General features: G+C 73.5%; 19 protein-coding genes and 1 pseudogene. 15 read left to right on the forward strand and 5 right to left on the reverse strand.

From position 1 onward, the window contains the following. A partial coding sequence (locus ABZT03_RS18795) for a ScbA/BarX family gamma-butyrolactone biosynthesis protein (protein WP_356040658.1) occupies positions 1-892 on the reverse strand: 892 nt, incomplete at its 3' end. 103 nt (positions 893-995) lie between these two features. On the opposite strand from ABZT03_RS18795, the gene ABZT03_RS18800 reads away from it, so the two are divergent. Continuing rightward, complete coding sequence (locus tag ABZT03_RS18800; RefSeq protein ID WP_356040661.1) at positions 996-1754, forward strand: ScbR family autoregulator-binding transcription factor; 759 nt, start codon at positions 996-998, stop codon at positions 1752-1754. Between the two features lie 1020 nt (positions 1755-2774). Here the strand turns inward: ABZT03_RS18800 and ABZT03_RS18805 are convergent. After that, entirely contained in the window at positions 2775-4307 is a 1533-nt protein-coding gene (locus ABZT03_RS18805; RefSeq protein ID WP_356040663.1) for a glycosyltransferase family 39 protein, read from the reverse strand. A 128-nt stretch (positions 4308-4435) separates the two neighbouring features. Here ABZT03_RS18805 and ABZT03_RS18810 point away from each other — a divergent pair, with 128 nt between their 5' ends. Together ABZT03_RS18810 and ABZT03_RS18815 are read left to right on the forward strand one after the other, a co-directional pair. Then, positions 4436-5116 (forward strand): response regulator transcription factor, encoded by a 681-nt coding sequence (locus tag ABZT03_RS18810; RefSeq protein ID WP_356040666.1) that lies wholly within the window; start codon positions 4436-4438, stop codon positions 5114-5116. After that, positions 5103-6572, forward strand: a complete 1470-nt coding sequence (locus ABZT03_RS18815; RefSeq protein ID WP_356040668.1) for a HAMP domain-containing sensor histidine kinase — start codon at positions 5103-5105, stop codon at positions 6570-6572. Before ABZT03_RS18810 ends, ABZT03_RS18815 begins: the two co-directional genes overlap by 14 nt. Positions 6573-6915: 343 nt before the next feature. Here the strand turns inward: ABZT03_RS18815 and ABZT03_RS18820 are convergent, their stop codons facing one another. Further along, positions 6916-7767: a shikimate kinase gene (locus tag ABZT03_RS18820; protein WP_356040670.1), complete on the reverse strand. Its 852-nt coding sequence runs from the start codon at positions 7765-7767 to the stop codon at positions 6916-6918. Positions 7768-8490: 723 nt separating this feature from the next. Between ABZT03_RS18820 and ABZT03_RS18825 the strand changes: the two genes are divergently transcribed. Together ABZT03_RS18825 and ABZT03_RS18830 are read left to right on the forward strand one after the other, a co-directional pair. Next, positions 8491-10458, forward strand: a complete 1968-nt coding sequence (locus tag ABZT03_RS18825; RefSeq protein ID WP_356040673.1) for a class I adenylate-forming enzyme family protein — start codon at positions 8491-8493, stop codon at positions 10456-10458. Beyond that, positions 10455-10865: a hypothetical protein gene (locus ABZT03_RS18830; RefSeq protein ID WP_356040676.1), complete on the forward strand. Its 411-nt coding sequence runs from the start codon at positions 10455-10457 to the stop codon at positions 10863-10865. The genes ABZT03_RS18825 and ABZT03_RS18830 overlap by 4 nt, the downstream gene beginning before the upstream one ends. A 238-nt stretch (positions 10866-11103) precedes the next feature. On the opposite strand, the gene ABZT03_RS18835 is transcribed toward ABZT03_RS18830, so the two are convergent. Further along, on the reverse strand, positions 11104-11814 hold the full coding sequence (locus ABZT03_RS18835) for a hypothetical protein (RefSeq protein WP_356040678.1): 711 nt from the start codon (positions 11812-11814) through the stop codon (positions 11104-11106). A gap of 86 nt (positions 11815-11900) precedes the next feature. Between ABZT03_RS18835 and ABZT03_RS18840 the strand changes: the two genes are divergently transcribed. From ABZT03_RS18840 to ABZT03_RS18850, 3 genes and pseudogenes are all read left to right on the forward strand, one after another. Next, entirely contained in the window at positions 11901-12098 is a 198-nt protein-coding gene (locus ABZT03_RS18840) for a hypothetical protein (RefSeq protein WP_356040681.1), read from the forward strand. Between the two features lie 312 nt (positions 12099-12410). Then, entirely contained in the window at positions 12411-12731 is a 321-nt protein-coding gene (locus ABZT03_RS18845) for a LysR family transcriptional regulator (protein WP_356040684.1), read from the forward strand. Positions 12732-12995: 264 nt separating this feature from the next. Next, positions 12996-13112, forward strand: a pseudogene (locus ABZT03_RS18850) (ISAs1 family transposase); the annotation flags it as partial. A 129-nt stretch (positions 13113-13241) separates the two neighbouring features. Here ABZT03_RS18850 and ABZT03_RS18855 read toward each other — a convergent pair. Then, positions 13242-13982: a 3-oxoacyl-ACP reductase family protein gene (locus ABZT03_RS18855; RefSeq protein WP_356040844.1), complete on the reverse strand. Its 741-nt coding sequence runs from the start codon at positions 13980-13982 to the stop codon at positions 13242-13244. 606 nt (positions 13983-14588) lie between these two features. Here ABZT03_RS18855 and ABZT03_RS18860 point away from each other — a divergent pair. The 7 genes from ABZT03_RS18860 to ABZT03_RS18890 all read left to right on the forward strand — a co-directional run bounded on the left by ABZT03_RS18860 (position 14589) and on the right by ABZT03_RS18890 (position 24209). Further along, positions 14589-16163 carry an FAD/NAD(P)-binding protein gene (locus ABZT03_RS18860; RefSeq protein WP_356040687.1) on the forward strand — a complete coding sequence of 525 codons (1575 nt, stop codon included), beginning with the start codon at positions 14589-14591 and terminating at the stop codon, positions 16161-16163. 61 nt (positions 16164-16224) lie between these two features. Continuing rightward, a complete protein-coding gene (locus ABZT03_RS18865; protein WP_356040690.1) occupies positions 16225-17037 on the forward strand; it encodes a class II aldolase/adducin family protein in 813 nt (270 codons plus the stop codon). 266 nt (positions 17038-17303) lie between these two features. Continuing rightward, positions 17304-18488 (forward strand): chorismate synthase, encoded by a 1185-nt coding sequence (gene aroC / locus ABZT03_RS18870; protein WP_356040693.1) that lies wholly within the window; start codon positions 17304-17306, stop codon positions 18486-18488. Between the two features lie 8 nt (positions 18489-18496). Beyond that, positions 18497-19690: a 3-dehydroquinate synthase family protein gene (locus tag ABZT03_RS18875; protein ID WP_356040696.1), complete on the forward strand. Its 1194-nt coding sequence runs from the start codon at positions 18497-18499 to the stop codon at positions 19688-19690. After that, positions 19687-20943: a transposase gene (locus ABZT03_RS18880; protein ID WP_356040699.1), complete on the forward strand. Its 1257-nt coding sequence runs from the start codon at positions 19687-19689 to the stop codon at positions 20941-20943. The genes ABZT03_RS18875 and ABZT03_RS18880 overlap by 4 nt, the downstream gene beginning before the upstream one ends. Positions 20944-20973: 30 nt before the next feature. Further along, positions 20974-23244: a transketolase C-terminal domain-containing protein gene (locus ABZT03_RS18885; RefSeq protein ID WP_356040701.1), complete on the forward strand. Its 2271-nt coding sequence runs from the start codon at positions 20974-20976 to the stop codon at positions 23242-23244. Continuing rightward, on the forward strand, positions 23241-24209 hold the full coding sequence (locus ABZT03_RS18890; RefSeq protein WP_356040704.1) for a transaldolase family protein: 969 nt from the start codon (positions 23241-23243) through the stop codon (positions 24207-24209). Before ABZT03_RS18885 ends, ABZT03_RS18890 begins: the two co-directional genes overlap by 4 nt. Positions 24210-24478: the final 269 nt, after the last annotated feature.

The following is a 24478-nucleotide window of genomic DNA, read 5'->3' on the forward strand; positions in this document are numbered from 1 at the left end:
TGTGGGGGGTGGTGTGGGGGTGGGTGGTGATGAGGCAGGGGGTGTGGAATTCGATGTAGCGGGTGAAGCGCATTTCGGAGGCGGAGGGGGTGAAGGGTCGGCCGGGGGTGTGGAGGTGGGCGGCTTGTTGGGCGGCTTCGACCAGGACCATGGCGGGGAGGTGGTCGTTGGCGTGGTCGAAGAGGAGGTCGTTTGCGGGGTCGGCTCGTAGTTGCCATTGGCCGGGGGTGGTGGTGGGGGCGAGGGTGACGTCCTGGGCGTGGTGGTGGTGGACGGTGCGCGGGTCGAGGGGCTGGGGCAGTACCGCCGGTTGGGGGGCGGGGGGTATGTGGCCGCGTATGCGGGTGTAGGCGGCGGGTGAGGTGACGTCGAAGCGGATGGATCCGGAACCCACGGGCCGGCCGTCCATTTTCAGGGTCATTTCCATGCGCATGCCGGTGGGTAGCGCGGCGCGTCGGCGCAGCACGGTGACGGTGACGTCCAGGCTCACTTCGGCCGGGCTGGCGCCGCGCTGGAGGAGGGCGGCGTCCAGGCGGTGGCTCAGGTCCCACATCACGAAGTGGTGGCCCACGGGCACGCCGAGGTGGGCGTGGGAGATGAGCAGGGTGGTCTGGCGGATGGTCTCCAGGACCAGGGAGGCGGTGTAGCGGCCGTCGCAGGCCACGAACAGGCGGTGTTCGCGTGGCCAGCGTGCGCACACGGTGAAGTGTGTGTCGTCGTGGCGTGTGAGGTGTGTGGGCAGGACGTCGCGCAGGTGTGCGCGGTGGACGAGGTGTTTGTCCACCGGCAGTGCCGGACGGGCCGGCCGTGACGGTGTGAGCTGGCCGGTCGTGGTGTGGTGTGCCCCCTGGTGGGTGTGTCGCACGTGCAGAGCCATAGCACTCGTGGTCATGGGTTTCTTCCTTCGTCGGTGAAGGTGCATGACGTGGGGTATGGCCGTTCCCCCCCCGCGGTCGGTAAGGTACAGGCATGCGGGTTTGTTTTTCAATGAGTTGATGCGCGATCCCGAGAAGCGCATCTGGGAAGCCGTCCCCCCGGGCGGCTGGGCACAGATGGGAGGCCGCGTGGCGCGACAGGAGCGTGCGGTCAGGACCAGGAAAGCGATTCTGGAGGCAGCGGGAACGGTCTTCGCCGAGCATGGGTATGCGGGGGCCACGATCTTCGACGTCTACAGCCGGTGCAAGGTGACGAAGGGAGCGTTCTACTTCCACTTCGCTTCGAAGGTGGAGCTGGCGCAGGCGGTGCTGGATGAGCAGGTGGGTGGTCAGATCGGCTATCTGGAGGTGCCGCCGGGAGAGCAGACGGTCAAGTTCCAGGAGGTCTTGGACATCGGGCAGTTGGTGGCCTACCGGCTGACCTTCGACCGGATGCTGCAGGGCAGTATCCGTCTGGCCGTCGACCAGGCGCACGAGATCGACCGCCGGGTGCCGTATCAGGCGTGGATCGACCTGCACGCCCGTATCCTCACCGAGGCCGACGCGCTGGGTGAGCTGGTGGCGGGTACCGACGTGAACGCCGCCGCGCAGATGATCGTCGGCGCGTTCAGCGGGGTGCAGCTGATGTCGGAGGTGATGAGTGACCGCAAGGACGTGGAGGAGCGGATCGCGGTGCTGTACCGCAACCTCGCCCGGGCCGTCGCCACCCCCGAGGTCTTCGCCCGGCTGGAGATCTCCGCCGACCGCGGCAAACGCCTGATGGCCAGAGTGGAACGGGCCGTCCAGGAACGCGAGAGCGTGACGCAGGGCGCCCGGTAGCCGGGTCCGTCGCAGGAGGACGACCGGCGACGGACCCCGGCACCCATCACACCCGCCGCGCACCTCCACGGACCGCGGAGACCCGCGGCCCTCCACGGACCGTGATCGCGGGAGACCCGCGGCCCTCCACGGACCGTGATCGCGGGAGACCCGCGGCCCTCCACTGACCGTGATCGCGGGAGACCCGCAGACATCCACTGACCGTGATCGCGGGAGACCCGCAGACATCCACTGACCGTGATCGCGGGAGACCCGCGGACATCCACGGACTGTGATCGAGGAAGACCTTCGGCCCTTCACGGACCGCGGAGAAGTCGCGGACGTTCATCCACCGTAGGAGGCCTGCCGGCATTCACCGGCTGGTGCACCACTCACGGAGCAGGCTGTACAGGCCGTCGGGGCGGGGGACCCGGCGGACACTTCACCGCACCGCACCGACTTGTGCCCCGTCGTGCCCGGTGCTGAAATCGGGTTTGAGCCGGCATGCTGCGGCGGCGCGTACGCGCGGGCCGTCCGGTGCGGCGGCGCGTACGCGCGGGCCGCCGGTGCGGCGGCTCCCCTCAACCTTCCGTCCTACGGGGCCCGGTCCGGGGCGGCCTCTGCCTCAAGGATCCCGCACGCAGACAGCGTGAGGTGATGGTGTCGGCCCGGCCGGCACCCCGCCCCCCTCATCACCCCCACGGCTCGCTCGCCGGGCCGGCCCCACCGCCTCACCTCGTCCTCCCGCTCGCTCGCCGGGCCGCCGTCACCTCAGCGCGCTCCCCGCTCGCTCGCCGGGCCGGCCCCACTGCCTCACCTCGTCCTCCCGCTCGCTCGCCGGGCCGCCGTTACCGCCGTCACCTCCGTCGCCCTCCCTGCTCGCTCGCCGGGTCGGCCCCACTGCCTCACCTCGTCCTCCTGCTCGCTCGCCGGGCCGCCGTTACCGCCGTCACCTCATCGCCCTCCCTGCTCGCTCGCCGGGCCGGCCCCACTGCCTCACCTCGTCCTCCCGCGCGCCGGGCCGCCGTCACGGCCGTCACCTCATCGTCCTCCTTGCTTGCTCGCTTGGGGTTGTTGGATCCGGCTGGTCTTCTTCGGTGACGGGCCGTGGTCGTGGTTTTGGATGTAGACGGTGATGCGTGCCCCGCCGGTTTGGGTTGTTGTGTGTGCGTGGAAGTGGCATCGCAGGGTGTTTGTTTTCGCTTCCTCCTGCGGGTTGGTCGAGTGCGTACCCGCCGCGCGGACCACGACGATCCGGTCGAATTCCAGCATGCGTGCCGCAATTTCCTGGGCGGGAAACTCGACACCTGCAAGTGTGTTCGACGAAACGGGGTCCTGTGCCAGGGCGAGATCTGTCAGGAAACGGGTGTCCTCGGGGTTGGCCGCAGTCAAGATCCGGTGCTGGCCGGAGAGATAGAGCAGCCCGTCGCCGGGACGGCCTTCCTTGCGTATGGTGGCGCCGATGGCGGTGACGTCATTGCTCCGGCTCTGGGGCGTCCTCAGCGAAAGGCTCGGCTGGAGGAGCGCGGCCAGTACGGCAACCGCCGCGATCCACACGTAGCGGGAAGACCGCTGCCGCCGGAGGAGGTAATCCATCCAGGCACCCAGCAGCAGGGCGACTCCGATATTGCTGTAGAGCACATACCGGTCGACGAAAAGGGGCTTGACCAGTGAGGCGATCAGCAGCAGAAGGCCCGGAAGCGCAAGAATCGGCACAGCCAGCGCGGAAAGCCGCACAGGCCCCCTCACCCTCAGGGGCGCCAGGGCACACGCCACGCCCACGACCGCCACCACCAGGAAATAACCAGGCCGCACCGGTCCGCCGATCCAGGACACCTGCTCCGACTGCCCCGCACTGCAGATTGCCAGCGGCAACAGCCCGGCCACAACGCCCGCGGCAGCCACACTCCACGCCCTCAGCACCGGTCGTGGAACACGGGAGACGACCAGTGTGACGCCGTGTGCAACCAGGGCGAGGACCGCGAACTCATGGAGCAGACAGGCCAGCAGCATGGTGGAGCCATAGACCGCCCACCGCCACCGGGCGCGATGCGGGACGCTGACCACGAGCGCATAGGTGGCCCAAGTGAGCAGGGCACAGACCATGGCATACGAGCGGCCTTCCTGCGCGTACTTCTGTACCTGGGGAAGGAGCGGGAACACCAGCCCGGCCACCAGCCCGGCACGGGGTCCCGCCAGGCGTAGCGCCAGAAGCCCGACTCCGCTCGCCGCCACGGACATCGCCAGCACGGACGGCAGCCGCAACGTCAGCAGCCCTCCGCCGAAGAGACCGAAGATCTCGTGCATCACGGCGTAGTAGAGGGCATGAACCAGATCAACATGCTGGGCGGTGAGCCATATCTGCGAAAGATCGCGGTGCGCGAGCTGATAGGTGACGGACTCGTCCCCCCACATGGTGTTCTTCCTGCGGATACCCCAGAGCCCCAGAGCGATGGTCAGTGCCAAGGGCGCGAGGACGACAACGGCCCTGGCCGGGCCCGGTGTTTGTCGACGGGCGGGCACAGGAGGGGAAACCGTCTGGGCCGCGACGGGGACACGTTCATCAACGGACATCGGCGACAGGGCCTTTCAGCAGTGGCGAAGAAACTCCGCCAGCGTGCCCGGACCTCGTTGACCGGAGGCTGACCCAACCTGACCAGCCGATCAGGAAGGCGGGCCGGCGCTGTGCGAGGCTGCACCGCATGCGCATCCTGGTGGTCGAAGACGAGGTGGACCTTGCCCACACCCTGCACACCGGTCTGAGCGCCGAGGGCTACAGCGTCGACCTGGCCCATGACGGCCGGCAGGGCCTGTGGATGGCCCGGACCGGCGAATATGCCCTGGTCGTCCTGGACTTGATGCTGCCCGGACTCAACGGCTACAAGGTCTGCGCCCAGTTGCGGCGGGAGGGCAACGCGACCCCCATCCTGGTACTCACCGCCAAGGACGGGGAGTGGGATCAGGCGGAGGCCCTGGACACGGGGGCCGACGACTACCTGGCCAAACCCTTCTCCTACGTGGTGCTGGTCGCACGGCTGCGGGCGCTGGTCAGACGGGCCGCCACGCTCGCCCCGCCCGTCCTTGCCGTGGGCGACCTCTCGTTGGATGTCGCCGGCCGTATCTGCCGCCGGGCCGGGGTGCGGGTGGAGCTCACGCCCAGGGAGTTCGCCGTGCTGGAGCTGCTGGCCCGCCGGGCGGGTCAGGCGGTCTCCAAATCGGATCTGCTCTATCACGCGTGGCCCGAGGAAGCCCTGGATCCCAACCTGGTGGAGGCACGCGTCAGCGCACTGCGCAAGAAGGTGGACTCCGCGTTCGGCCGACGGTCCCTGCAGACCGTACGGGGCAGCGGTTACCGGCTGGTGGACGACCGTGAACGCGACTGAGCCGCGGCGCCGTTGGTGGCCGCGTTCGGTACGGGCCCGCGCGGCCCTGGCCGCTGCCTCGGCCGCCGCCGTCATCCTGGTCGGCATCGGCTGGTGGCTGCACCACGACGTCTACCGCCAGAGCACGCAGATCGCCGAAGACCAAGCCAAGGAACAACTCTGGTCTCTCTGCGACAAGTTGGAACAGGGTGTCATTCCTGACTCCATAAGCACTGTGCCGTACGAGGTCGTCGCGACCGGTCGGCGCACCGCTGTCGCCTACGGCGGAGGCATGGACGACTTCGCTCCCGGCACCCACCACGTGATGCCCGCCCCGCCGAAAGCCTTGAGGGCCGAGCTCATTACTACCGTTCGCCTGCCTGCGAACCCCGACTACGACCCCCATGACAAATCCTCTGTGGCCGGCGGGACCAATCAGGTCATCACGGCCAATATCCCGGCCGATGTTCTGGGCGATGACAAAGCCGCTGCTCTGGGCGTCACCGCCGACGCCAACCTGCGGGTATATGTGGTGGTGCTCCCGCACACAGCCGAGGCAATCACCGAGACCACCGACCTCCTGCTGCTGCGGGCCGGGCTCGTGAGCCTCGTACTGATCGCCGCCGCCGCCTACTTCGCCGTCCGAATCGCGCTGCGGCCGGTCGAAGCCATCCGCGTCCTCACCGCCTCGGTCACCGCGAGCGACCCCCGCGAACGCGTCACCGTCCCCGCCACGGGACACGAGATCACCGCCCTGGCCACCACCATCAACAGCACCCTCCAGCGCCTCGACGACGCCGCCGCCCGGCAACGCCGCTTCGTCGCGGACGCCGCCCACGAACTACGCAGCCCCCTCACCACACTGCTGGCCAGCCTGGAAGTCGCGCTCGCCTACCCGCAGCGCACCGACTGGCCCGCCGCGGCCACCACCGCCGCACGACAGACCCGCCGCCTCCAGGCCCTCGCCGAAGACCTGCTGCTCCTGGCCCGCCTCGACACCCGCACCCTCATAGCCGGCCCCGAAACCGTCGACCTGACAGCCCTCGCCCTGCGGCTGACCGAGCAATACCCCCTCACCGAACGGCCGTTGACCCTCACCTGCGACAGCACCGCCCCCGCACACGCCCACGGAAACCCCGGCGACTACGAACGACTGCTGGCCAACCTCATCGACAACGCCGCCCGCCACGCCGCCCACCGCATCCAGATCACCATCCGAAACCAGGACGCCTGGGTCGTCCTCACGGTGCACGACGACGGACCGGGCGTGCCCACCGAGGACGCCGAGCGCATCTTCGAACGCTTCGTCCGGCTCGACGACGCCCGCTCCCGCGACCACGGCGGCACCGGCCTGGGCCTCGCCATCGCCCGCGACCTGGCCCACCGTCACCGAGGCACCCTCACCCTCACCCCCCGGCCCCTCGGAGCATGCTTCCAGCTACGCCTTCCCCGAGCCTCCACCCCGGCCGGGACATGACGCGCCGCACCACGCCGGCCCTCCACCACCGCCGCAAGACCACCGGCTGGGGCCGAGCGGTAGAAGTGACGTGGTTGATCGTTTCCGCGGCCGCGGTGGTGGAGGGCGTGGCGCGCGCGGCTCGGAGAACACCGCCCCCACCGCCCGACCGCCACCACAACCCCACCGCCCGACCGCCACCACAACCCCACCGCCCGACTGTCACGACAACCCGGCCGGCCGGCTGTCACGACAACCCGGCCGGCCGGCTGTCACGACAACCCGGCCGGCCGGCTGTCACGACAACCCGGCCGGCCGGCTGTGCGCGGCCGGCCTCGCCGCGATGGGGTGCGGGCAGGGGGGCTCAGGGGGCTGGGGTGAGGGCCAGTGAGCGCAGGGCCGCACCGGTGACCTGCGCCGCGGATGTGGCCCGGGTGGACACCCGTACGCGGGCGACCTGGCGGTAGAGGGGTGCGCGGTGCGCGGCCAGTTCCCGCAGCCGGGCGGCCGGGTCGGTGGCGAGCAGGGGGCGTGCCCCGACGCTCGCCGGGCGGGCCAGTACCTCCTGCACGTCGGCGTCGAGGTGGATGACCGGGCCGCCGGTGAGCAGGGCGCGGGTCAGCGGGTCGAGGACCGCGCCGCCGCCCAGCGCGAGCACCCCCTCGTGCCCGGCGAGCGCGGCGTGCACCGCCGCCCGTTCCAGCTCACGAAAAACCGCCTCACCGTACGAGGCGAAGATCTGCGCGACGCACATGCCGCTACGGCGCTCGATGTCCTCGTCGGTGTCCCGAAACGCGACCCCCAGCCGCTTCGCCATCAGCCGCCCCACCGTCGACTTGCCCACCCCCGGCAGACCGACCAGCACCGCCACCGGCCGCATCCGGGCCCCGCCCAGGCCGACCCCACCAGGGCCTGCGGCAGCACCGGCGCCCACCTCACCGCCCACCTCGCCGGCGCCCTCACCGGACGTCCGGGGGGCGGCTCCAGCGTGCTCCGCGGCCACGCCCCCGCTGTCCTTGCCGCGAGCGGGGCCGCTGCCGGCCCCGCCGTGCCTGCCGAGGCCGTCGTGGTTCGTGCCGGTGCCGGTGCCGGTGCCGGCGCTGGTGCGGCCGGGTCTGGCACGGGCCTCCCACAGAGGCGTGGGGGAGGGGGCGGGCCGGGGCGCCGGTGAGGTGAAAGCGGTGAGGTGCGCCGGGCGGGTCCGGTCGTCGGACACGGTGTCCTCCACAAGTCGGGTCACATCGCACCGGGCCGGTCGGACCAGTGCGGGTCAGTCGGACCAGTGCGGGTCAGGGGCCGGGTACACGCCCGGCCACGCCACCCGGGCCGGGGTCCGGGCCGGGGTCGGGGCGAGGCGCACCGGCCGCGTCGCGCCGTACGAGGCCAGGCCCCGGCCACGCCGCATCCGGCCCGGACCCGGGCCCCGGGCCCCGGGCCGGCCGGGTGAGCGGGTCACATCGGCCGGTCAGGGGTTGGGAGTTCGGGTAGGCCGGGCCGCATCGGCCGGTCAGGGGTTGGGAGTTCGGGTAGGCCGGGTCGCATCGGCCGGTCAGGGGTTGGGAGTTCGGGTAGGCCGGATCGCATCGGCCGGTCGGGGGTCGGGAGTTCGGGTAGGCCGGTGGGGTGTATCGCAGTGTCGGTGCCCGGGTGGGCGGGGTGGGGCGGGACCTGACATGCGGGGGGCCGGCATCGTACTTTTCGATGCACGTTGCAAACCCGCATGCAGGTTTGTTTCTCTGGGGTCTCGGCTCCCGCGGGGCCGGCCCCCGAGCGGTTTCCGCGCCCGTTTCCCGCACTCGCCCGCGGCCCCCGTGGCCCGGTGCTCCGGTCCTCGGCCCTCCGGTGTTTCGGCCGGTGTTCCGGCGTCTGTGGGCGGCTGCTGCCTGACGGCCGGGGGTCTTTTATCGGAGCTTGGGCTCACCGACTACGGAGATGCCACATGATCAAGCTTGACGACATCCGCCGGCATGCGGCTGCCCGCCCCGAGGCGATCGCGCTGGTGGACGGTGCGACGCGCCTGTCCTGGGCGCGGTTCGCCGACATGGTGGAGCGGGTCGCGGGCGGCCTGGCCTCCCGCCTGCCCACAGTGCGTCCGGCCCGCGCGGTCTTCGTGGCCGGCCCGTGCTGGGAACTCACCGTGGTGCTGGCCGCCTGCGCGACGCTCGGTGTGCCGTGCACGGGAGTTGATCCCGCCCAGCGCCCCGGCGAACTGCAGGCAGTCCTGGACCTGCTCGACCCGTGGGCGTTCTTCACCACCGCCCCCTACCGGCCGCTGCTTGAGGACCGCACCTGGCCGGCCGGACGTGAAGCCCTTGAGATCCTGCTGCCCGCCACCGCCACCGCCACCGCCACCGCCACCGCGGAAGCCGGCCGCCTCGCAGCCCCCGCCGCGGCGGGCAGCGCAGCGGCGGCGGACCGGGCCGCGACGCCCACCGCCGCGGCGGACGGGGTGAGGCCGGACACCGCCGCTCAGGACGGCACAGCGGAGCGCGGTGAGTGGCCTGTGCGGGGCGGGGCCGGGCGCGAGCCCGCAAGGCCCCGCGACTGTGCGGGGCCCCGCACCCCCGCCGGGCTCGGTGAGCCGGCGGGGGTGCGGGGGCCTGCGGGGGTGCGGGGCTGTGGTGCGGGGGTGTCGTTCGCCGCTCTGCTGGCGAGTGCACCGCTGCAGGGCACGCCCGCAGCCGGGAGTGGTGAGGTGTTGACCGTCGTGCCCGGTGGTGCGCGGCCGCGGATCGCGGTGCGCCACGGCGCCGCCCAGGGGCAGGGGCTGATCGATCTCATCGAGGAGTTCGGCTTCGACGCCCACGACATCCATCTGGTCGCCTCCCCGCTGTGGCAGCCGCTGTCCCTGCAACTGGCCCACGCCCTGCTCACGGTCGGTGCCACCGTCGTACTGGACGCCACCGGGCAGGCCGGGCGGCTGGCCGCGCTGGTCACCGGCGAAGACGTCACCACCGCGGTGATCGACCCCGCCGCGCTGGGCCGGCTGCTGGAGGACCCCGCCTGCGCCCAACTCGCCCACACCGCGCGGCTGCGGTGCGTGCTCACACCGGGGGGCCACCTCGGCCGCTGGATGCTCAACACCGCCTGGGAGCGGCTGGGCCCCGTACTGCACCCGGTCCACACCAGCCCCCAGGGCGGCCTCACTGCGATCCTCACCCCCGAGGAGGCCCAGGTCACCCGCATGCGCACCGGGCGGCCCGTGCTCGGCACGAGCGTGGTGATCCTCGACGAGGCCGGCGCCGTGCTGCCGGCCGGCCGCCCCGGCCGCCTCGCCGTCGCCGGCCCCCACGTGATGGACAGCTACCTCGACACCCCCGACACCCCCAACCCCGACAACCCCGACACCCCCAACCCCGGCAGCCAGGGCCCCGAAAACCAGAACTCCGACAGCCAGGGCCCCGACAGTCACCGCCCCGACGGTCGGGGCGCTTTCACCCTCCTCGACACGGGCGCGGGACCGGAGCGCTTCTGGGTCAGTGACGACCTGGGTGTCCTGGACGACCAGGGCCGCCTGACCCTCACCGGGCCCGCCGCGGGCGTGCGCCCGCCCGTCCGTGACCGGGCCGTGGACACCGCCCTGTTCCGCCTGGAGTCCGACCTGCTGAACCTGCCCTGCCTGCGCGACACCGCCGTGGTGCGGGTCAGCCTGCCCGGACTGGGCGACGCACTGGTGGTGCCGTTCATCGCGGTCGCCGTCGGCCGCGAGGCCACCGGCAGCGCCGCCCTGCGCACCGCCTGCGCCCGCCGCGTGCCCTCGATCCCGGCCCACGTCATCGCCGTCGACCACATCCCCTACAGCCCCACCGGCCGTATCCGCACCGCGGAACTGCTCGAGGCGGTCATCCCCATCATCACCCTCAACCTCCAGCTGGAGCAGAGCATGCACCAGGAGATCACCGCATGAGCACCCCCCACCCCACCACCACCGGCCCCCACCCGAACACCCCCGGCCACAACGCCCCCGGCCTGGATGCCCGCGGCGTCTTCGAGCGCGGCTTGTTCGCCCTGGAGGGGGAACTGCTCGAACTGGCCTGCGTGCGTGAGTGCGCCCTGCTGCACACCGACCTGCCCGAGCTGGGCGACACCCTGGTCATCGCGTTCGTGGCGCTGACGCCGGCGCAGGAGAGCGCCGGGCGCCGCGCCGTGCTCGCCGCCTGCCAGCGCAACCTGCCCGCCCTGTACGCGCACGCCGTCGCCGTGGAGGAGATACCGCGCGACAGCGACGGCGCGCCCCGCGCCGGCGACCTGCTGGACCAGCTGCTGCCCCAGCTCGCCAGAGACCTCATGTCACCGGCCGCCATGTCCGACTGAACGCGCCCCCCCCGGCACTGGAGGGCGTCTGAAAAGCCTGTCGGCGGGCCGGTCTTGTGAGGCGGCGCACCAGGAGCAGGGCCATGCAGAGGGAGATGGCATTCTCCGCGCAGACACGCCAGGTACTCGCAGTCCTTTGCCAGGCGATGTCACCGTCCCAGCCAGGCGCAGTTCCGCTCTGGTGGCTTCCGCCGGGAGCCCTCAGGCCGGAGATCACATTTCCCGGCCGAACGCCCGGTCAGCGACCCGTGAACCAGTCCACCAGGTCGTAGACGGCATGGCAGTAGGGGTCGTGGGCGTCCTTCCGCATCCGCTGCAATTCCCCTGTCTCCAAGAGAACCGGAAGAACGCCATGCGCTCCTGTCATGCCAGTAACGACAGAGCCTTCTTCGTCTCGAAGGGGAAGGTCGATAGCGAAGGGCGCAGCGTCCTGCGTGGTGGGGGTGTCCAGGTAGAGGCGACAGGTTGCCTGGTCGAGAAGCAGGAAGCCACGCAGGCGCAGTTCCGCAGGCTCGTCAGATTCCGTCGGATCGGAGAAGGATGCCGCCGCGGCCCGCAATGCATCCGGCACGAGGAAGCGTGGATGGTCGACGAAGCCGTGAACAGCAGCCGAGGCGTCGATCACCGGGATCTGGAAGGCGTCGCGGGGGGCCTCCTCGACCTGGTGCGCGGAGCAGTCGGCCGATGCACGTCGCAGGGCGGCCGTGAGGTCCCCGGCGGGGATGTTCGCGCCGTGGGTGTCCGTCAGCGGCATGTCAAAGGCAACTGACGTGTCCAGCTCCCGCCCGTCCCAGAGAACGACGCGGCCGACGCCACATCGATCCGGGGCATGCACAACACCACGCACGAGCCGGACTCTGTGCCCCAGCGTGAACGCTGTGACGCTGCCCAGCATTTCGCGTGCCAACTGCGCCTGCAGACCCGACAGGCTCGACTCGTCCCACATCATCGATTGATCCGTCACACTTGGTTCAAGGCGTCAGGACACCTGTTGACACCCTGACAGTAGGCCGTGATCACGCCGAGCTTGCACCTGTGATCCCCTCCCTGATCCTGCGCGGCCACTGCGACCTCATCAAACCCGAGGTCACCCAGGAGTACCGCCAGACCCTGCCAAACTCCCGACTGGTCCGTCCAGGGCCCGGGACACGCCATCGCGCACTCCCGGCCCTCTACACCGCGCTCCTGCGGGCCTTCCTGCTGAACAGGCCCCTCCCGGCGCCCGCGGGGTGACCCGGGGCCGGGCCACCACCCGCCCCGGGCCGCGCCCCACTGGAGAGACGCGAGGTCCTGGGTCAGCCGACCGAACCGGAGCCGCACTCACCAGGGCCGCAGGCCGGCCGCACCCCTTCACCAGGGCCGCGGGCCGGTCACTTCACCAGGGCCGCGGGCCGGTCACGCGCCCCGTCCCGCGGCGGGGGCCTGCGCGGCGCTGCGGGGGATCGCGCGGGCTGCCGCTGTCCGGCCGGTGGGCACCGTGCACACACCTCGAAAAAGAACGTGCAAGCTGGTATCTTTTTGGGACGAGGGGAAAGGGGCCGTGTCATGCAGTTCCAGCAGTTGCGTGCCTTCCGTGAGGTGGCGGCCGAGCTGAGTTTCACGCGGGCCGCGAAGAACCTGCACTACGCCCAGTCGACCGTCACCACCCAGATCAAAAATCTCGAGGAGGCCGTCGGGGCGGACCTCTTCGACCGCAGTCAGCGTCAACTCGCCCTGACCGAAGCCGGGTTACGGCTGCTGCCGCATGCCGAACGCATCATCGAGATAGCCGAGACGGCCCGCCGCGAGGTCGCCTCCACAGTCCGCCAGCCCCGCCGGCCCACCACCCGCCGGCCCGCGGCGACAGCCCGCCGCGCCCTGCTGTGAGCCCACCTCGACGCCGGGCCTGCACCAACTGCCCTGGCGGGACGTCCCGCTCGGCCACCGCAGTCGGGACACCACCAGTGGCCGTAACGAGATCCGCCGGCTGAAGACCGCCGCGATGACCCGGCTGCCTTCCCCCACGCGGCGCAGGCCCTCCAGATCGTCCGCCGCACCGTCCGGAACGGGAAGACCACCATCGACCGCGCCTATGCCTTCACCAGCCTGGACACTCTCCATGAACAGGCCGGACAACTCGCGCAATGCGTCAGACGGCACTGGTGGATCGAGTACAAGGAACACCATGTCCGCGACGTGATGTTCGAAGAGGATGCCTCCCGCGTCCGCACCGGCACCGCACCCCGCGCCATGGCCGGCCTGCGTAACCTTGCCCACGGCACCCTTCGTCTCGACGGCTGGACCCACATCGCCCGAGGTCTCCGCCGTCACAGCCGCTGCCCCGACCGGGTCGAGGACGAACAGGCCGTCCTCACCGAGCTGCTCGTCCCGCCCTTGTCAGGCGGTGAAGCCGCCGTCCACGTGGATCGAGGCTCCGGTGATGTACCCGCCGTCGGCGCTTGCCAGGTGGGCGACGGTGGCCGCGATCTCGGCCGCTTCCGCATAACGTCCCACAGCGGTGAAACCGGCGATCGTCTCGGCGTTCGGGCCATCAGCCGGGTTGGTGTCCGTGTCGGTGGGGCCGGGGTGGACCACATTGACCGTGATGCCGCGCGGACCGAGTTCCCGGGCCAGGCCCTTGGCCATGCCGACAAGGGCGGTCTTGCTCATCGAGTACAGAGCCAGGCCCGGGAAGGGCGCGCGGGCGGCGACATTGCTGCCGATACTGATGATGCGTCCGCCATCGCCCATGTGACGCGCCGCCGCCTGTGACGCCACGAACGGTGCCCGGACATTCACGGCCAGGGTGCGGTCGATCTCCGCCGGCCCCAGGTCGTCGAGCGGGCCGACGAGAAAGACGCCGGCGTTGTTGACCAGGATGTCCAGCCTGCCGAATGTTGCGGCGGCCTCGTCCACCGCAACAGTCAGTGCCTGGGGGACCGCGCTGTCGGCCTGGATGGCCAGACCTCGGCGCCCCCGGGCCTTGACCTGCTCCACGACCTCGGCGGCGCGCTCCGATCTGTTCTCATAGGTGACGACGATGTCGGCGCCTTCCTCTGCCAGCCGGAGCGCCGTGGCGGCGCCGATGCCCCGGCTTCCGCCCGTGATCAAGGCGACGTTTCCCTCGAGTCGGTTCATGCCGTCGAGCATCGCGGGCCCCACCAGCGGAAGCTGGCGGGAATCCGACCTGGCGTTCGGCGACATCGACAGCTCACCTGGCACAAACCGGACCGATCACGAAACGACGGGACCCTGGCCCCTGCCCGCCCACAGCCCCGGCAGACGCCTTCGAAGCCGAGCACGACGTGAAACTCCCACCGCCTTGTCGAGACTTCCGCAACGCACATGGGCGGCAGCGGCGCGTCCCCGTATGACGGACTGACCCCGCTTGAAGACTGCACCCTCTTCACCATGAACCCGAAGCTGCCGGCACCCGTTCAAGAAGATTCAGTCCGGCCTGCCGCCTCCCACGGGAGGGTCACCTCTTCCCGCAGGTCATCGAACGCGGCTGCAGCGATCGCGTCCTCATGAGCCTCGCGGGCGCGTGTTTTTGCTAGTGGCGGTGCGCGGTGCGGCAAGTGGCGGGGGAGGCCGCTTCCTACAGTCGCTGGTATCGGAGCCGCCTCCCGCGAAGGGGACGGCCACCCGTGTGCGTCGCTGCGCGTGCTCGGCGCTCTGAAGGTGCTGTGTGTGCTCTGTGCCGGTGTGTGGTGCGTGTTTTCGTTTACCGAAGGTGACTGACACATGTCCTGTGGAATCTCGATCGGTGTGGTGGGTGGCGGCGCGGCCGCTGTCTGCCTGATCGACGCGCTGGCCAGGAGCGGGGGCGCCGTCGGCAGCCTCACCGTGTTCGAGCCCTCGCCCCGGCTGTGGCGGGGGCGGGCCTACCAGGTGGACACCGAGACGCTGCGGGTGAACTCCACCGCTGAGGACATGTCGGTGCGGGCCGGGGATCCGGGTCACTTCACGCGCTGGCTGGCCGCCCGGGAACAGACCACCACCACCACCGGCACCGGCACCGGCACCGGTACCGGTGTCGGCGCGGGTCCGGAGCGGCCGGGCGGGGCCCGGTTCGTGCCGCGTCCCGTCTACGGCGACTATCTGGAGGAGTCGGCGTATGCGGCGCTGGCGGTGTTGCGCCGGCGGGGCTGGCGGGTGGGCGTGGTGGGGGAGGCGGTCACCTCCGCGGCCCGCCTGCCCCACCAGGTGCTGCTGGGCACCGGCCCGGAAGGCGCCGCCACCCGCGCCTTCGACTACGTGGTGCTCAGCGTCGGCGGCGACAGCCCCCGCGACGTCTACGGCCTCACCGGCGCCCCGGGGTTCGTCGCCGACCCCTACCCGCTGGCCGCCACCGTGGACGGCATCGGCGTGCAGGAGCATGTGGCGGTCATCGGCAGCGGCCTGACGGCCGTGGACGTGGTGCTGGCGCTGACCGCCGGCGGCCACCGGGGGCGGGTGAGTCTGCTGTCCCGGCGCGGGGTGCTGCCAGGGGTGCGCCAGCAGCCCGCGCCCCTGACGCTGCGCCACATGACCCCCGCCCGCATCCGGGCGGCGGCATCCGGGCGGCGCGAGCTGGGCATCGAGGACGTCGCCGCGGTGCTGCGCGCGGAATTCCGTGCGGCGGGAGCCGACCTCGACGCCGTCGTCGAGGAGATCGTCCGCGTCGACCTGGAGGATCCCGCCGAGCGGCTGCGCCGCCAGATCGGCGAGGTCGACTCGCCGCAGCTGGGCCTGCGCATCCTGCAGCGCGCCGTCCCCGAGACCGGCCCCGACGTGTGGCCGCTGCTGCGCGAGCAGGACAAGGTGCAACTGCTGCGCGCCCACTACCGCACCCTGATGAGCCTGTGCTGCCCCATGCCGCCCGCCAGCGCCGCCGTCCTGCTGCAGCAGGTGCACACGGGACGGCTGGAGATGTACTGCGGCCTGCTGGACATCATCCCCGCCGACGGCGGCGGCTTCGACGCGCTGGCCGCCGACGGCAGCGACATCCACGCCGACCGGGTGATCAGCGCCGTCAACGCCAGCGAGGGCCGCATCCCCGCCGGCGCGCGGGCCGTGGTCGACTCCCTGCTGCGCGCCCGCGCCGTGACCCGCCACCCCCACGGCGGACTGCAACTGGCCCGCGCCACCAGCCGCCTGACCAGCAACGGCCGCCCCGACCCGCGCCTGTACGGGCTCGGCGACATTGCCGCCGGAGCCCTCTTCTTCACCTTCGGCATCCCCTCCCTGGTCGACCGCAGCCACGACATCGTCACCGCGATCCACGACCACCACACCACCGTCGCCGCCGCCCGCCCCACGGCAGCCGCCGCCGCCTGAAAACCAGCCCCGACCCACCCCCAGCCCCGTGCTGCCCGTTCCGGGAAGGATCCCTCCGCGCATGAGCCCGCTCGCCGCCGCCTCCCGCCCCGCCCACCTGGCCGACACCCCCACCGGTCTGCCGATCCCCGGCGAACCGGGCTTCGCCACCCACGAGGAGACCCGCCGCCACCGCAGACAGCGGCTGGCCGCCGCCCTGCGCCTGTTCGGCCGGCACGGCTTCGGCGAAGGCATATCCGGCCACATCTCCGTCCGCGACCCCGAACACCCCGACCGGTTTTGGGTCAACCCCTTCGGCGTCTCCTTCCACCAGGTCCGCGTCGCCGACCTGATCTGCGTCGACGCCACCGGACACGTCGTCAGCGGCCACCACCCGGTCAACCCCAGCGCGTTCGTCATCCACTCCCAGATCCACCAGCTCCACCCCGACGCCACCGCCGCCGCCCACGCCCACACCCCCCACTCCCGCGCCCTGGGCGCCCTGGGCCGCCTGCTGGAACCCATCGACCAGGAATCCGCCGCCTTCTACGGCCGCCAGACCCTCTACAGCGACTACCAGGGCCCCTCCGTCACCCTCACCCAGGGCCGCGACATCGCCCGCCACCTCGGCGACCACCGCGCCATCCTGCTGCGCCACCACGGACTGATCACCGTGGGCAACTCCCTCGACGAAGCCGTCCACTGGTTCCTCACCTACGACAGCTGCGCCCAGGTACAACTCCTCGCCCAGGCCGCGGGCACCCCCCACACCCTCACCCACCAGCAGGCCCTGGCCGCCCGCGAAGGCTTCGGCGACCAGCAGCTGGGCCACTTCTCCTTCCAGCTGCTGTTCAACGAGATCGTCGCCCAACAACCCGACCTGCTCCAGGAATAGCCCACCCCCACACCCGCAACCCCCCACACCCCGCGCCCCCCACACCCGCGCACCCCGCGCATCCGGCCCCCGCGCACCACCCGCAGCCGTACGCGGCCCGCAGTCGCAGTCGTACGCGGCCCGCAGCCTGCGAGCCCGCGACGGACCGCGCACCCCCCACACACCTCACCCCCCCCCACACACACACTTCACCCCCCCACGCACCTCCGCCCCCCCACACGACCCTCCGTTTCCGTTCTCAGCCCGCCCTCAACGAAGGAACCGCTTTGTCTGCTTTGCGATGGCTTACCGCCGGTGAATCGCACGGGCCGGCCCTGGTCGCCGTGCTGGAGGGGCTGCCCGCCGGTGTGCGGACCTCCACCGAAGAGGTCACCGACGCGCTCGCCCGGCGCCGGCTGGGGCACGGGCGTGGTGCCCGGATGAGGTTCGAGCGGGACGAGGTGGCCTTCGTCGGCGGCCTGCGTCACGGCCGTAGCCTCGGCAGTCCCCTGGCCGTGCGGGTCGCCAACAGTGAGTGGCCCAAGTGGCAGACGGTGATGGCGGCCGATCCGGTGCCCGCCGCCGTGCTGGCCGGTCAGGCCCGCAACGCGCCCCTGACCCGCCCGCGCCCCGGCCACGCCGATCTGGCCGGCATGCAGAAGTACGGATTCGACGACGCCCGGCCCGTCCTGGAGCGGGCCAGCGCCCGCGAGACCGCCGCCCGGGTGGCGCTGGGCTGCGTGGCACAGGCGTTCCTGCAGCAGGCGTACGGCATCGAACTGGTCAGCCACGTCGTCGCCCTGGGCGGGGCGGTGTCGGTGTCCCAGGCGCTGCCCGGGCCGCAGGACACCGCCCGGCTGGACGCCGACCCGGTGCGCTGCTTCGACGCCGACGCCTCGGCCGCGATGACCGCCGAGATCGACCGCGCCCACAGCGACGGGGACACCCTCGGCGGCGTCGTCGAGGTCCTGGTGCACGGTCTCCCGCCGGGCCTGGGCTCCCACGTGCACTGGGACCGCCGGCTGGACGCCCGCCTGGCCGGCGCCCTGATGGGCATCCAGGCCATCAAGGGCGTCGAGTTCGGCGACGGCTTCGCGCTCGCCGCCGTGCCCGGCTCGCAGGCCCACGACGAGATCGTCGCCCACCCCGGCGGCCTGCGCCGTGCCACGGGCCGTTCCGGCGGCGTCGAGGGCGGCATCTCCACCGGCGGCCTGCTGCGGGTGCGGGCGGCGATGAAGCCGATCGCCACCGTGCCGCGCGCGCTGGCCACCGTCGACACCGCCACCGGCGAGGCGAGCGCGGCCCACCACCAGCGTTCCGACGTGTGCGCGGTCCCGGCCGCCGCCGTGGTCGCCCAGGCCGTGACCGCGCTGGTGGTCGCCGACGCCGCGCTGGAGAAGTTCGGCGGCGACAGCGTCACCGAGACCGCCCGCAACCACCGCACCTATCTCACCCACCTGGCCGTCAAATGAGGCAGAACGTGACCTTCCAGACGCACCCGTCCGCCGCCCCCACCACCGCCGCGGCCACCCCCACCCCCCTACCCGCCCCCGGACACACGGCCGTGGGGGGAGAGGTTCTCGCGCCGTATCCCGTCGTGGTCGGCACCGGTCTGCACGAGCAGGTCGGTGCGCTGCTGGGCGAGCAGGTGCAGCGCACCGCGCTCGTCCACCCGCCGAAGCTGGCTACCGCCGCCCACCGCATCGCCGGTGACCTCGAACGCCACGGCCGCTACGTGCTGCCGCTGGTGGTGCCCGCCGGCGAGGGCGCCAAGGACGCCGGCGTCCTGGTCTACCTGTGGTCCCAGCTCGCCGAGGCCGGCTTCACCCGCTTCGACGCCGTCGTCGCCCTGGGCGGGGGCGCCACCGCCGATCTGGCCGGCTTCCTCGCCGCCACCTGGCAGGGCGGCATCCCCCTGATCCTGGCCCCCTCCACCACCGCCGCCATGACCGACGCCGCCGTCGCCGGCCCGGTCGCCCTCAACATCCCCCAGGGCAAGAACCTGGCCGCCCTCACCCACCGGCCCGCCGGCGTCGTGTGCGACCTGGACCTGCTGGCCACCCTGCCGCGCGCCGACCACGTCAGCGGCCTCGCCGAGGTCGTCAAGGCCGGCCTGCTGGCCGACCCTGCCCTGCTGGACCTCATCGAGGCCGACCCCCGGGCGGTGAGCGACCCGGCGGGAGAACACACCCGGGAACTGATCGAACGCACCATCCGCGCCAAAGCCGCCCTCGCCACCGCCGCCACCGAAAACCACGCGCACGCCGGCGCGGACGGACCGGCCGGGCAGGAAGAGCGGCACGGGCAGGACGGGCGGGAGTTCCTCGGCTACGGCCATCTCCTGGCCCACGCCGTCGAACACGCCGAGGGCTACCGCATCCGCCACGGCCACGCCCTGTCCATCGGCATGGTCTACGCCGCCGAACTCGCCCACCAGGCCGGCCGGCTGGACGCCGAACACGTCCAGCGCCACCGCACCGTCCTGGAGGCGCTGCACCTGCCCACCGGCTACCCGCGCCACGCCTGGGAGCGGCTGCGGGCCGCGTTCGCCCCCCACGCCGCGCACCGCGGCCGGCTGCGGTGCGCCGTGCTGGACGCGCCGGGCCGCCCCGGCCTGCTGTGCGACCCGGCCCCCGAACTGCTGCACGCCGCCTACACCCGGCTCGCCACATGAACGCCCTCACCGCGACCAGGCCGGCCCCCTCCCGCACCGGCCCGGCCCCCCGCCCGGTGGCCGGCCCCACCACCACACCGGCCGCCGCTGTGGCGCCGGCCGCGGCCGAGGCGGCCGCGGAGGCGGCCGGGGACGTGGTGGCCGGGCTGTGCCATCAGATCCTGGCCTCCCTCGCCCGCCAGGACCAGCGGCGCAGCGGCGAGCTGTACATCCGAGGGCTGCTGGAGACGACCGGCCGTAAAAGCATCCGCAACATCGCCTCGCCCACCGGGATACCGGCCACCGCGCAGCGGCTGCACCACTTCGTCAGCGACTCGACGTGGCACTGGCGGCCGGTGCGGGCCGCCCTCGCCCGCCACCTGGGCCAGCTCGCCCCGCCGCGGGCCCTGGTCGTGCACACCGCGACCATGCCCCGCCCCCAGCGCGGCGGCGTGGGCAGCGACCACTTCACCGACCCGCGCACCGGACGCCTCGTCACCGCGCAGCGGGCGGTGGGCCTGTGGGCCGCCACCGCCTGGGGCGGCTACCCCCTGGACTGGCACCTGCACCTCACCCCCCGCTGGCTCAACGACCCCCACCTGCGGGAACAGGCCGGCATCCCCGCCGACGCCCTCGCCCACCACCAGGCCGAAGCCGGCCTCGACCTGGTCCTGGACACCGCCCCCACCCTCCCCACGCCCCCCGTGCCGGTCCTCCTGGACGCCCGGCACGCCCCGGCGGGCCCTCTCGCCGCCCAGCTGGGCGCGGCCGGCTTCCCCCACCTGCTGCGCATCAGCGCCTCCCAGCCGCTGACCCCCCTGACCCCCGACGGCCGCCCCACCGGACGCACCCTCACCGCCCGGCAACTGGCCGCCGGCGTGCCGCCGGGCCGCGTCAGCCGGGTCAGCGCCCCCCGCTCCGCCACCGGTCACCGCGAGGTCGCCCGGGTGCCGTGCCAGGCCGCCGACACCCCGCCCGGCCCACGCCAGCGCCACCTCCTGCTCGCCCACCACCACCCCCACCACCCGCCCCGCACCGACTTCTGGCTCACCGACCTCACCACCCTGTCCACCCCCGCCCTGCTGGCCCTGACCGCCACCCCGGCACACCTCGCCCAGGACGCCACCGGCCGCCAGGTCGGCCTGTACGACTTCGAGGGCCGCTCCTTCGCCGGCTGGCACCGCCACATCACCCTCGCCTCGGCCGCCCACGCCGCCGTCCTGCTGCTCCGCGCCCGGGGCGCGCCCCTGCCCCCGGCCGGCCGCCCCCGCTGAAACGCCGGCCCCGCCCCCCAGGAGGCACCCATGCCCGCAGCCGCAGCGCCCCCCGGCCCCCACACCCCGCCGGCCCCCACCACCCCCGACACCCTCCCGCACCACCCGGCCGGTTCCTCCCGGCCCGGCCGGGAGGGCCCCGGCCCGCAGGGGTGCGAGGACGGCGCTCCCGCGCGCCCTGGCAGCGCCGACGGCCCGCCGCCCCGCCTGCTCCTCGCATACGCCCGGGAAGCGGCCCCGGATGGGACGCACCGGGCCCGGACCCTGCCCTCCGGCGCCCGGCCCGATGCGGGCGCAGCGGTCCGGCCCCACGGCGGCCACCTGCCCGGACACCGGCACCGCCTCCAGGCCGGACACCGGGCCGGACACCGGGACCGCCTCCAGGCCGGACACCAGGTCGGCCTCCGGGTCGGCCTCCAGCAGTCGTCGCGGCGCGAGGACGCCTACGCGCCCGCACGGTCCGGCTGCGGGCACACGTCGGGCGCCGGCGGCGTTGCGGGGCCGCCCGAACACCAGCTCCGGGGTGTCGCCGTGGCGGCCGCCCGGACGCCTACGGGGAACGGCCCGAGCGGTTCCGCGCGCCCTACGGCGCCTGGAACCGCACGGCGTTCCAGATCGGCGTCCCGGGCGGCCGCCCGGGACGAGCGCCGCCCGCACGGGTCCGGCGCCCGGCCGGGCGCCGGTTTCTTCGACCCCACGATCGGGGACTTCGCCCGGGGCGGGGACCCGCAGGAGGCAATGAGCCATGCGGCGAGCTCGCCGGCCGGCCCCCAGCAGCCCGCCGACCCGGCTGTGCGCCAAGACGGCGACCGCACCCGCCTCCCGGACACCCCGTACGCCACTGTGCCGGGCAACACCCCCCTGCCGCACCGGCCGGCCGGCAGCCGGCCGGCCGGCAGCCGGCCGGTGCGGCAGGGGGAGCGGACGCACGACGGGACCTCCACCGGGAGCGTCGAGGCACTGCACCGGACGATGAACACCGGCCGCCTCCGCCCGCCCACCCCACACCCTGCCGTTGCCGTTGCCGTTGCCGTTGCCGTTGCCGTTGCCGTTGCCGCTGCCGCTGCCGCCGCCGAGCCCGGGCCGACCCTGCCCGGCCCCGAGTCCAGCTCCGGCTGCCCCTGCCAGGCCTTGGACACCGCCTCCACCCGCCGTCGCCCCGGCCCGGGTTTCCACACCCGTAGCCCCTGCGAACGCCACCCCGCCACCCACCAGGCCGTACGCCCACGCCCACCCGCCCTCCGCCGTCAGGAGTCACCCATGCCGGCCACCTCACCCGGTCCCGATACGGCGCCGGCCGACGGCGTCACACGCGCCGAACCCGGCCGCCGCCTGCTGCCCCTCCCGGCCCCCGCGCCCGGCGCAGGCCCGGAACCGGACGAGGGCGGCCTGCGCACCGAACTCCACCTCGTATTAGGGGAGTTGTCGCTACCGGACCTCTCACCCGGTCCGGACGCGGCGCCGGCCGACGGCGTCACACGCGCCGAACCCGGCCGCCGCCTGGCCTCCCTCCCGGCCCCCGCGCCCGGCGCGGGCCCGGTATCCGGCGAGGGTGGCGCGCGCGTCGAACTTCGCCCCGAATCGGGGGAGTTGTCGCTGCCGGACCTCTCACCCGGTCCGGATGTCGCGCCCGCCGACGGCGTCACGCGCGCCGAACCCGGCCGTCACCTGCCGCTGTTCCAGTCCTCCTCCGGCTCGGACAGGCGGCCGGACGGCGGCGTCGTCTACGCCGGCCTCGGCCTCGGACCTGTCCTCGGCTGCCGTGAGCCGTCCCCCTCGGCCCCGTCCGCCTCGGCCCCGTCGCCCGGCGCGGACGTGGCGTCGGCCGGCGGTGTGGCGCGGGGCGGACACGTCCTCGCCGAAGCCGAAGCCCGGGCAGACGCAGGCGCTGAGGCTGACGCCGGCGCCGAGAGTGCGGCCGGGGTGCTGCCCGAGGTGATCCTCGTGGCCGCCGGCGGCGAGGTCGAGGTGGCTCTCGCGGCGCGGCGGATCCTGCAGGCCGAGGGCACCGCGACCCGGGTGGTGTCGATGTCCTGCCCCGAGCGGTTCGCCGAGCAGGACGAGGCGTACCGCGAGAGCGTGCTGCCCGCCCGCGTCACCGCCCGGGTGTCGGTGCGGGCGGGGCAGGCCCTGGGCTGGTACGAACTGCTGGGCGCGGCGCGGGAGAGCGTGGGCGTCGAACCATTCGGCGCCGGCGCCTCCTACCGGCGGCTGTACGAGCAGCAGGGCCTGAGCCCCGAGCGGGTCGCCGCGGCCGCCCGCACCCGCCTGGCCCGCACCCGGCGCGGGAGCCGGCGATGAGCGCCGTCCTGCTCACCGCCCCCGCCGCCCCGGCGGCCGGCAGCAGCGCGGTGGACCAGGGACCGCTGGGGGAGTTGCTGCACGAGCACCACCCCGGCGCCGGGATCGCGGAGGGCACGGCCGTGCCCTACCCCGCCTACGACGCCCACGTGCGCGCGCTGGCCCGGCGCGGCCGTCCGGTCGCCGCGGCGCTCGCCGAACTCGTCACGCACGCCGCGCGCCGCGCCGCCGACCGGCTGCGCCCTCCGCACGAGGCCTGCCGGCGCGCCGACGGCCACGTCTGCGCCGCCGTCCCCGTCGCCCTGGCCCACGCCCCCGGCGCGGCCACCGCGGCCGCCCGCGCCCTGCACGACGCCGTCGGCCGGCCCAACCTGATGGTCCGCCTTGCGGCCACCGGGCCGGGCCTTGAGGCGATCACCGCCTGCCTGGGCCAGGGCATCGGCGTGCACGCCGTGGCCGTGGTCTCCCTGGAGCGGTACGCCGAGGTGGCCGACGCCGTCCTGAGGGGCCTGGAGCACGCCGCCGGCGCCGGCCTCGACCCGGCCGCCCTGGCCGCGGCCGTCTCCCTGAACGTGGCGGGCCTGGACGAAGCAGCCGCCCACAGCACGGCCACCGGCGCGGCCACCGCCGTACCGCTCGGCCCGGCCGCCGCCACCGCCCACCTGGCGCAGCGCATCCACCAGGAGATCCACCAGGGGGCCCGCTGGCGCGCGCTGGCCCGCCAGGGCGCCCGCCCGCACCGCCTGCTGCCGGACATCCCGCGCCCGCGCGACTGCCGGGACGCGCAGGCCTGGCAGGTCCTGGGCGCGCTGCCCTCCCACGGCATCTGCTACCGGGAACTGACCGCCACCGTGGAGGCGGCCGTCCTGGCCCGCTCGGCGGCCGAGCAGCAGCGCACCCGACACCGGGTGGCAGCCGCCCTGCACACCGCCGCCGGCCGCGAAGCTGCACACCGCACGCCATGAGCCCCCGACGGCCACCCACCCACCCGCCGCCCGGCCCCGCCCCCCGCCGGATGGCCAGGATCACGGCCGGCGACCTGAGAGAGGGCAGCCGCGTCGACGGCGTCGGCCCCGGCCCCGCCCCGGTCCCCGCCGGATGGCCAGGATCACGGCCGGCGACCTGAGAGAGGGCAGCCGTCGACGGCGTCGGCCCCGGCCCCGCCCCGGTCCCCGCCGGATGGCCAGGATCACGGCCGGCGACCTGAGAGAGGGCAGCCGTCGACGGCGTCGGC

The sequence above is a fragment of the Streptomyces sp. NPDC005574 genome, from assembly GCF_040605435.1.
Lineage (GTDB): Bacteria > Actinomycetota > Actinomycetes > Streptomycetales > Streptomycetaceae > Streptomyces.

Bases quoted from the DNA above. Each gene is read 5' to 3' on its own strand.
- ABZT03_RS18835 (WP_356040678.1), bottom strand. From the start codon at position 11,814: ATGATGTGGGACGAGTCGAGCCTGTCGGGTCTGCAGGCGCAGTTGGCA.
- ABZT03_RS18890 (WP_356040704.1), top strand. From the start codon at position 23,241: ATGAGCGCCGTCCTGCTCACCGCCCCCGCCGCCCCGGCGGCCGGCAGC.
- ABZT03_RS18855 (WP_356040844.1), bottom strand. From the start codon at position 13,982: ATGAACCGACTCGAGGGAAACGTCGCCTTGATCACGGGCGGAAGCCGG.
- ABZT03_RS18865 (WP_356040690.1), top strand. From the start codon at position 16,225: ATGAGCCCGCTCGCCGCCGCCTCCCGCCCCGCCCACCTGGCCGACACC.
- ABZT03_RS18805 (WP_356040663.1), bottom strand. From the start codon at position 4,307: ATGTCCGTTGATGAACGTGTCCCCGTCGCGGCCCAGACGGTTTCCCCT.
- ABZT03_RS18830 (WP_356040676.1), top strand. From the start codon at position 10,455: ATGAGCACCCCCCACCCCACCACCACCGGCCCCCACCCGAACACCCCC.
- ABZT03_RS18880 (WP_356040699.1), top strand. From the start codon at position 19,687: ATGAACGCCCTCACCGCGACCAGGCCGGCCCCCTCCCGCACCGGCCCG.
- ABZT03_RS18885 (WP_356040701.1), top strand. From the start codon at position 20,974: ATGCCCGCAGCCGCAGCGCCCCCCGGCCCCCACACCCCGCCGGCCCCC.
- ABZT03_RS18800 (WP_356040661.1), top strand. From the start codon at position 996: ATGCGCGATCCCGAGAAGCGCATCTGGGAAGCCGTCCCCCCGGGCGGC.
- ABZT03_RS18825 (WP_356040673.1), top strand. From the start codon at position 8,491: ATGATCAAGCTTGACGACATCCGCCGGCATGCGGCTGCCCGCCCCGAG.
- ABZT03_RS18810 (WP_356040666.1), top strand. From the start codon at position 4,436: ATGCGCATCCTGGTGGTCGAAGACGAGGTGGACCTTGCCCACACCCTG.
- ABZT03_RS18860 (WP_356040687.1), top strand. From the start codon at position 14,589: ATGTCCTGTGGAATCTCGATCGGTGTGGTGGGTGGCGGCGCGGCCGCT.
- ABZT03_RS18845 (WP_356040684.1), top strand. From the start codon at position 12,411: ATGCAGTTCCAGCAGTTGCGTGCCTTCCGTGAGGTGGCGGCCGAGCTG.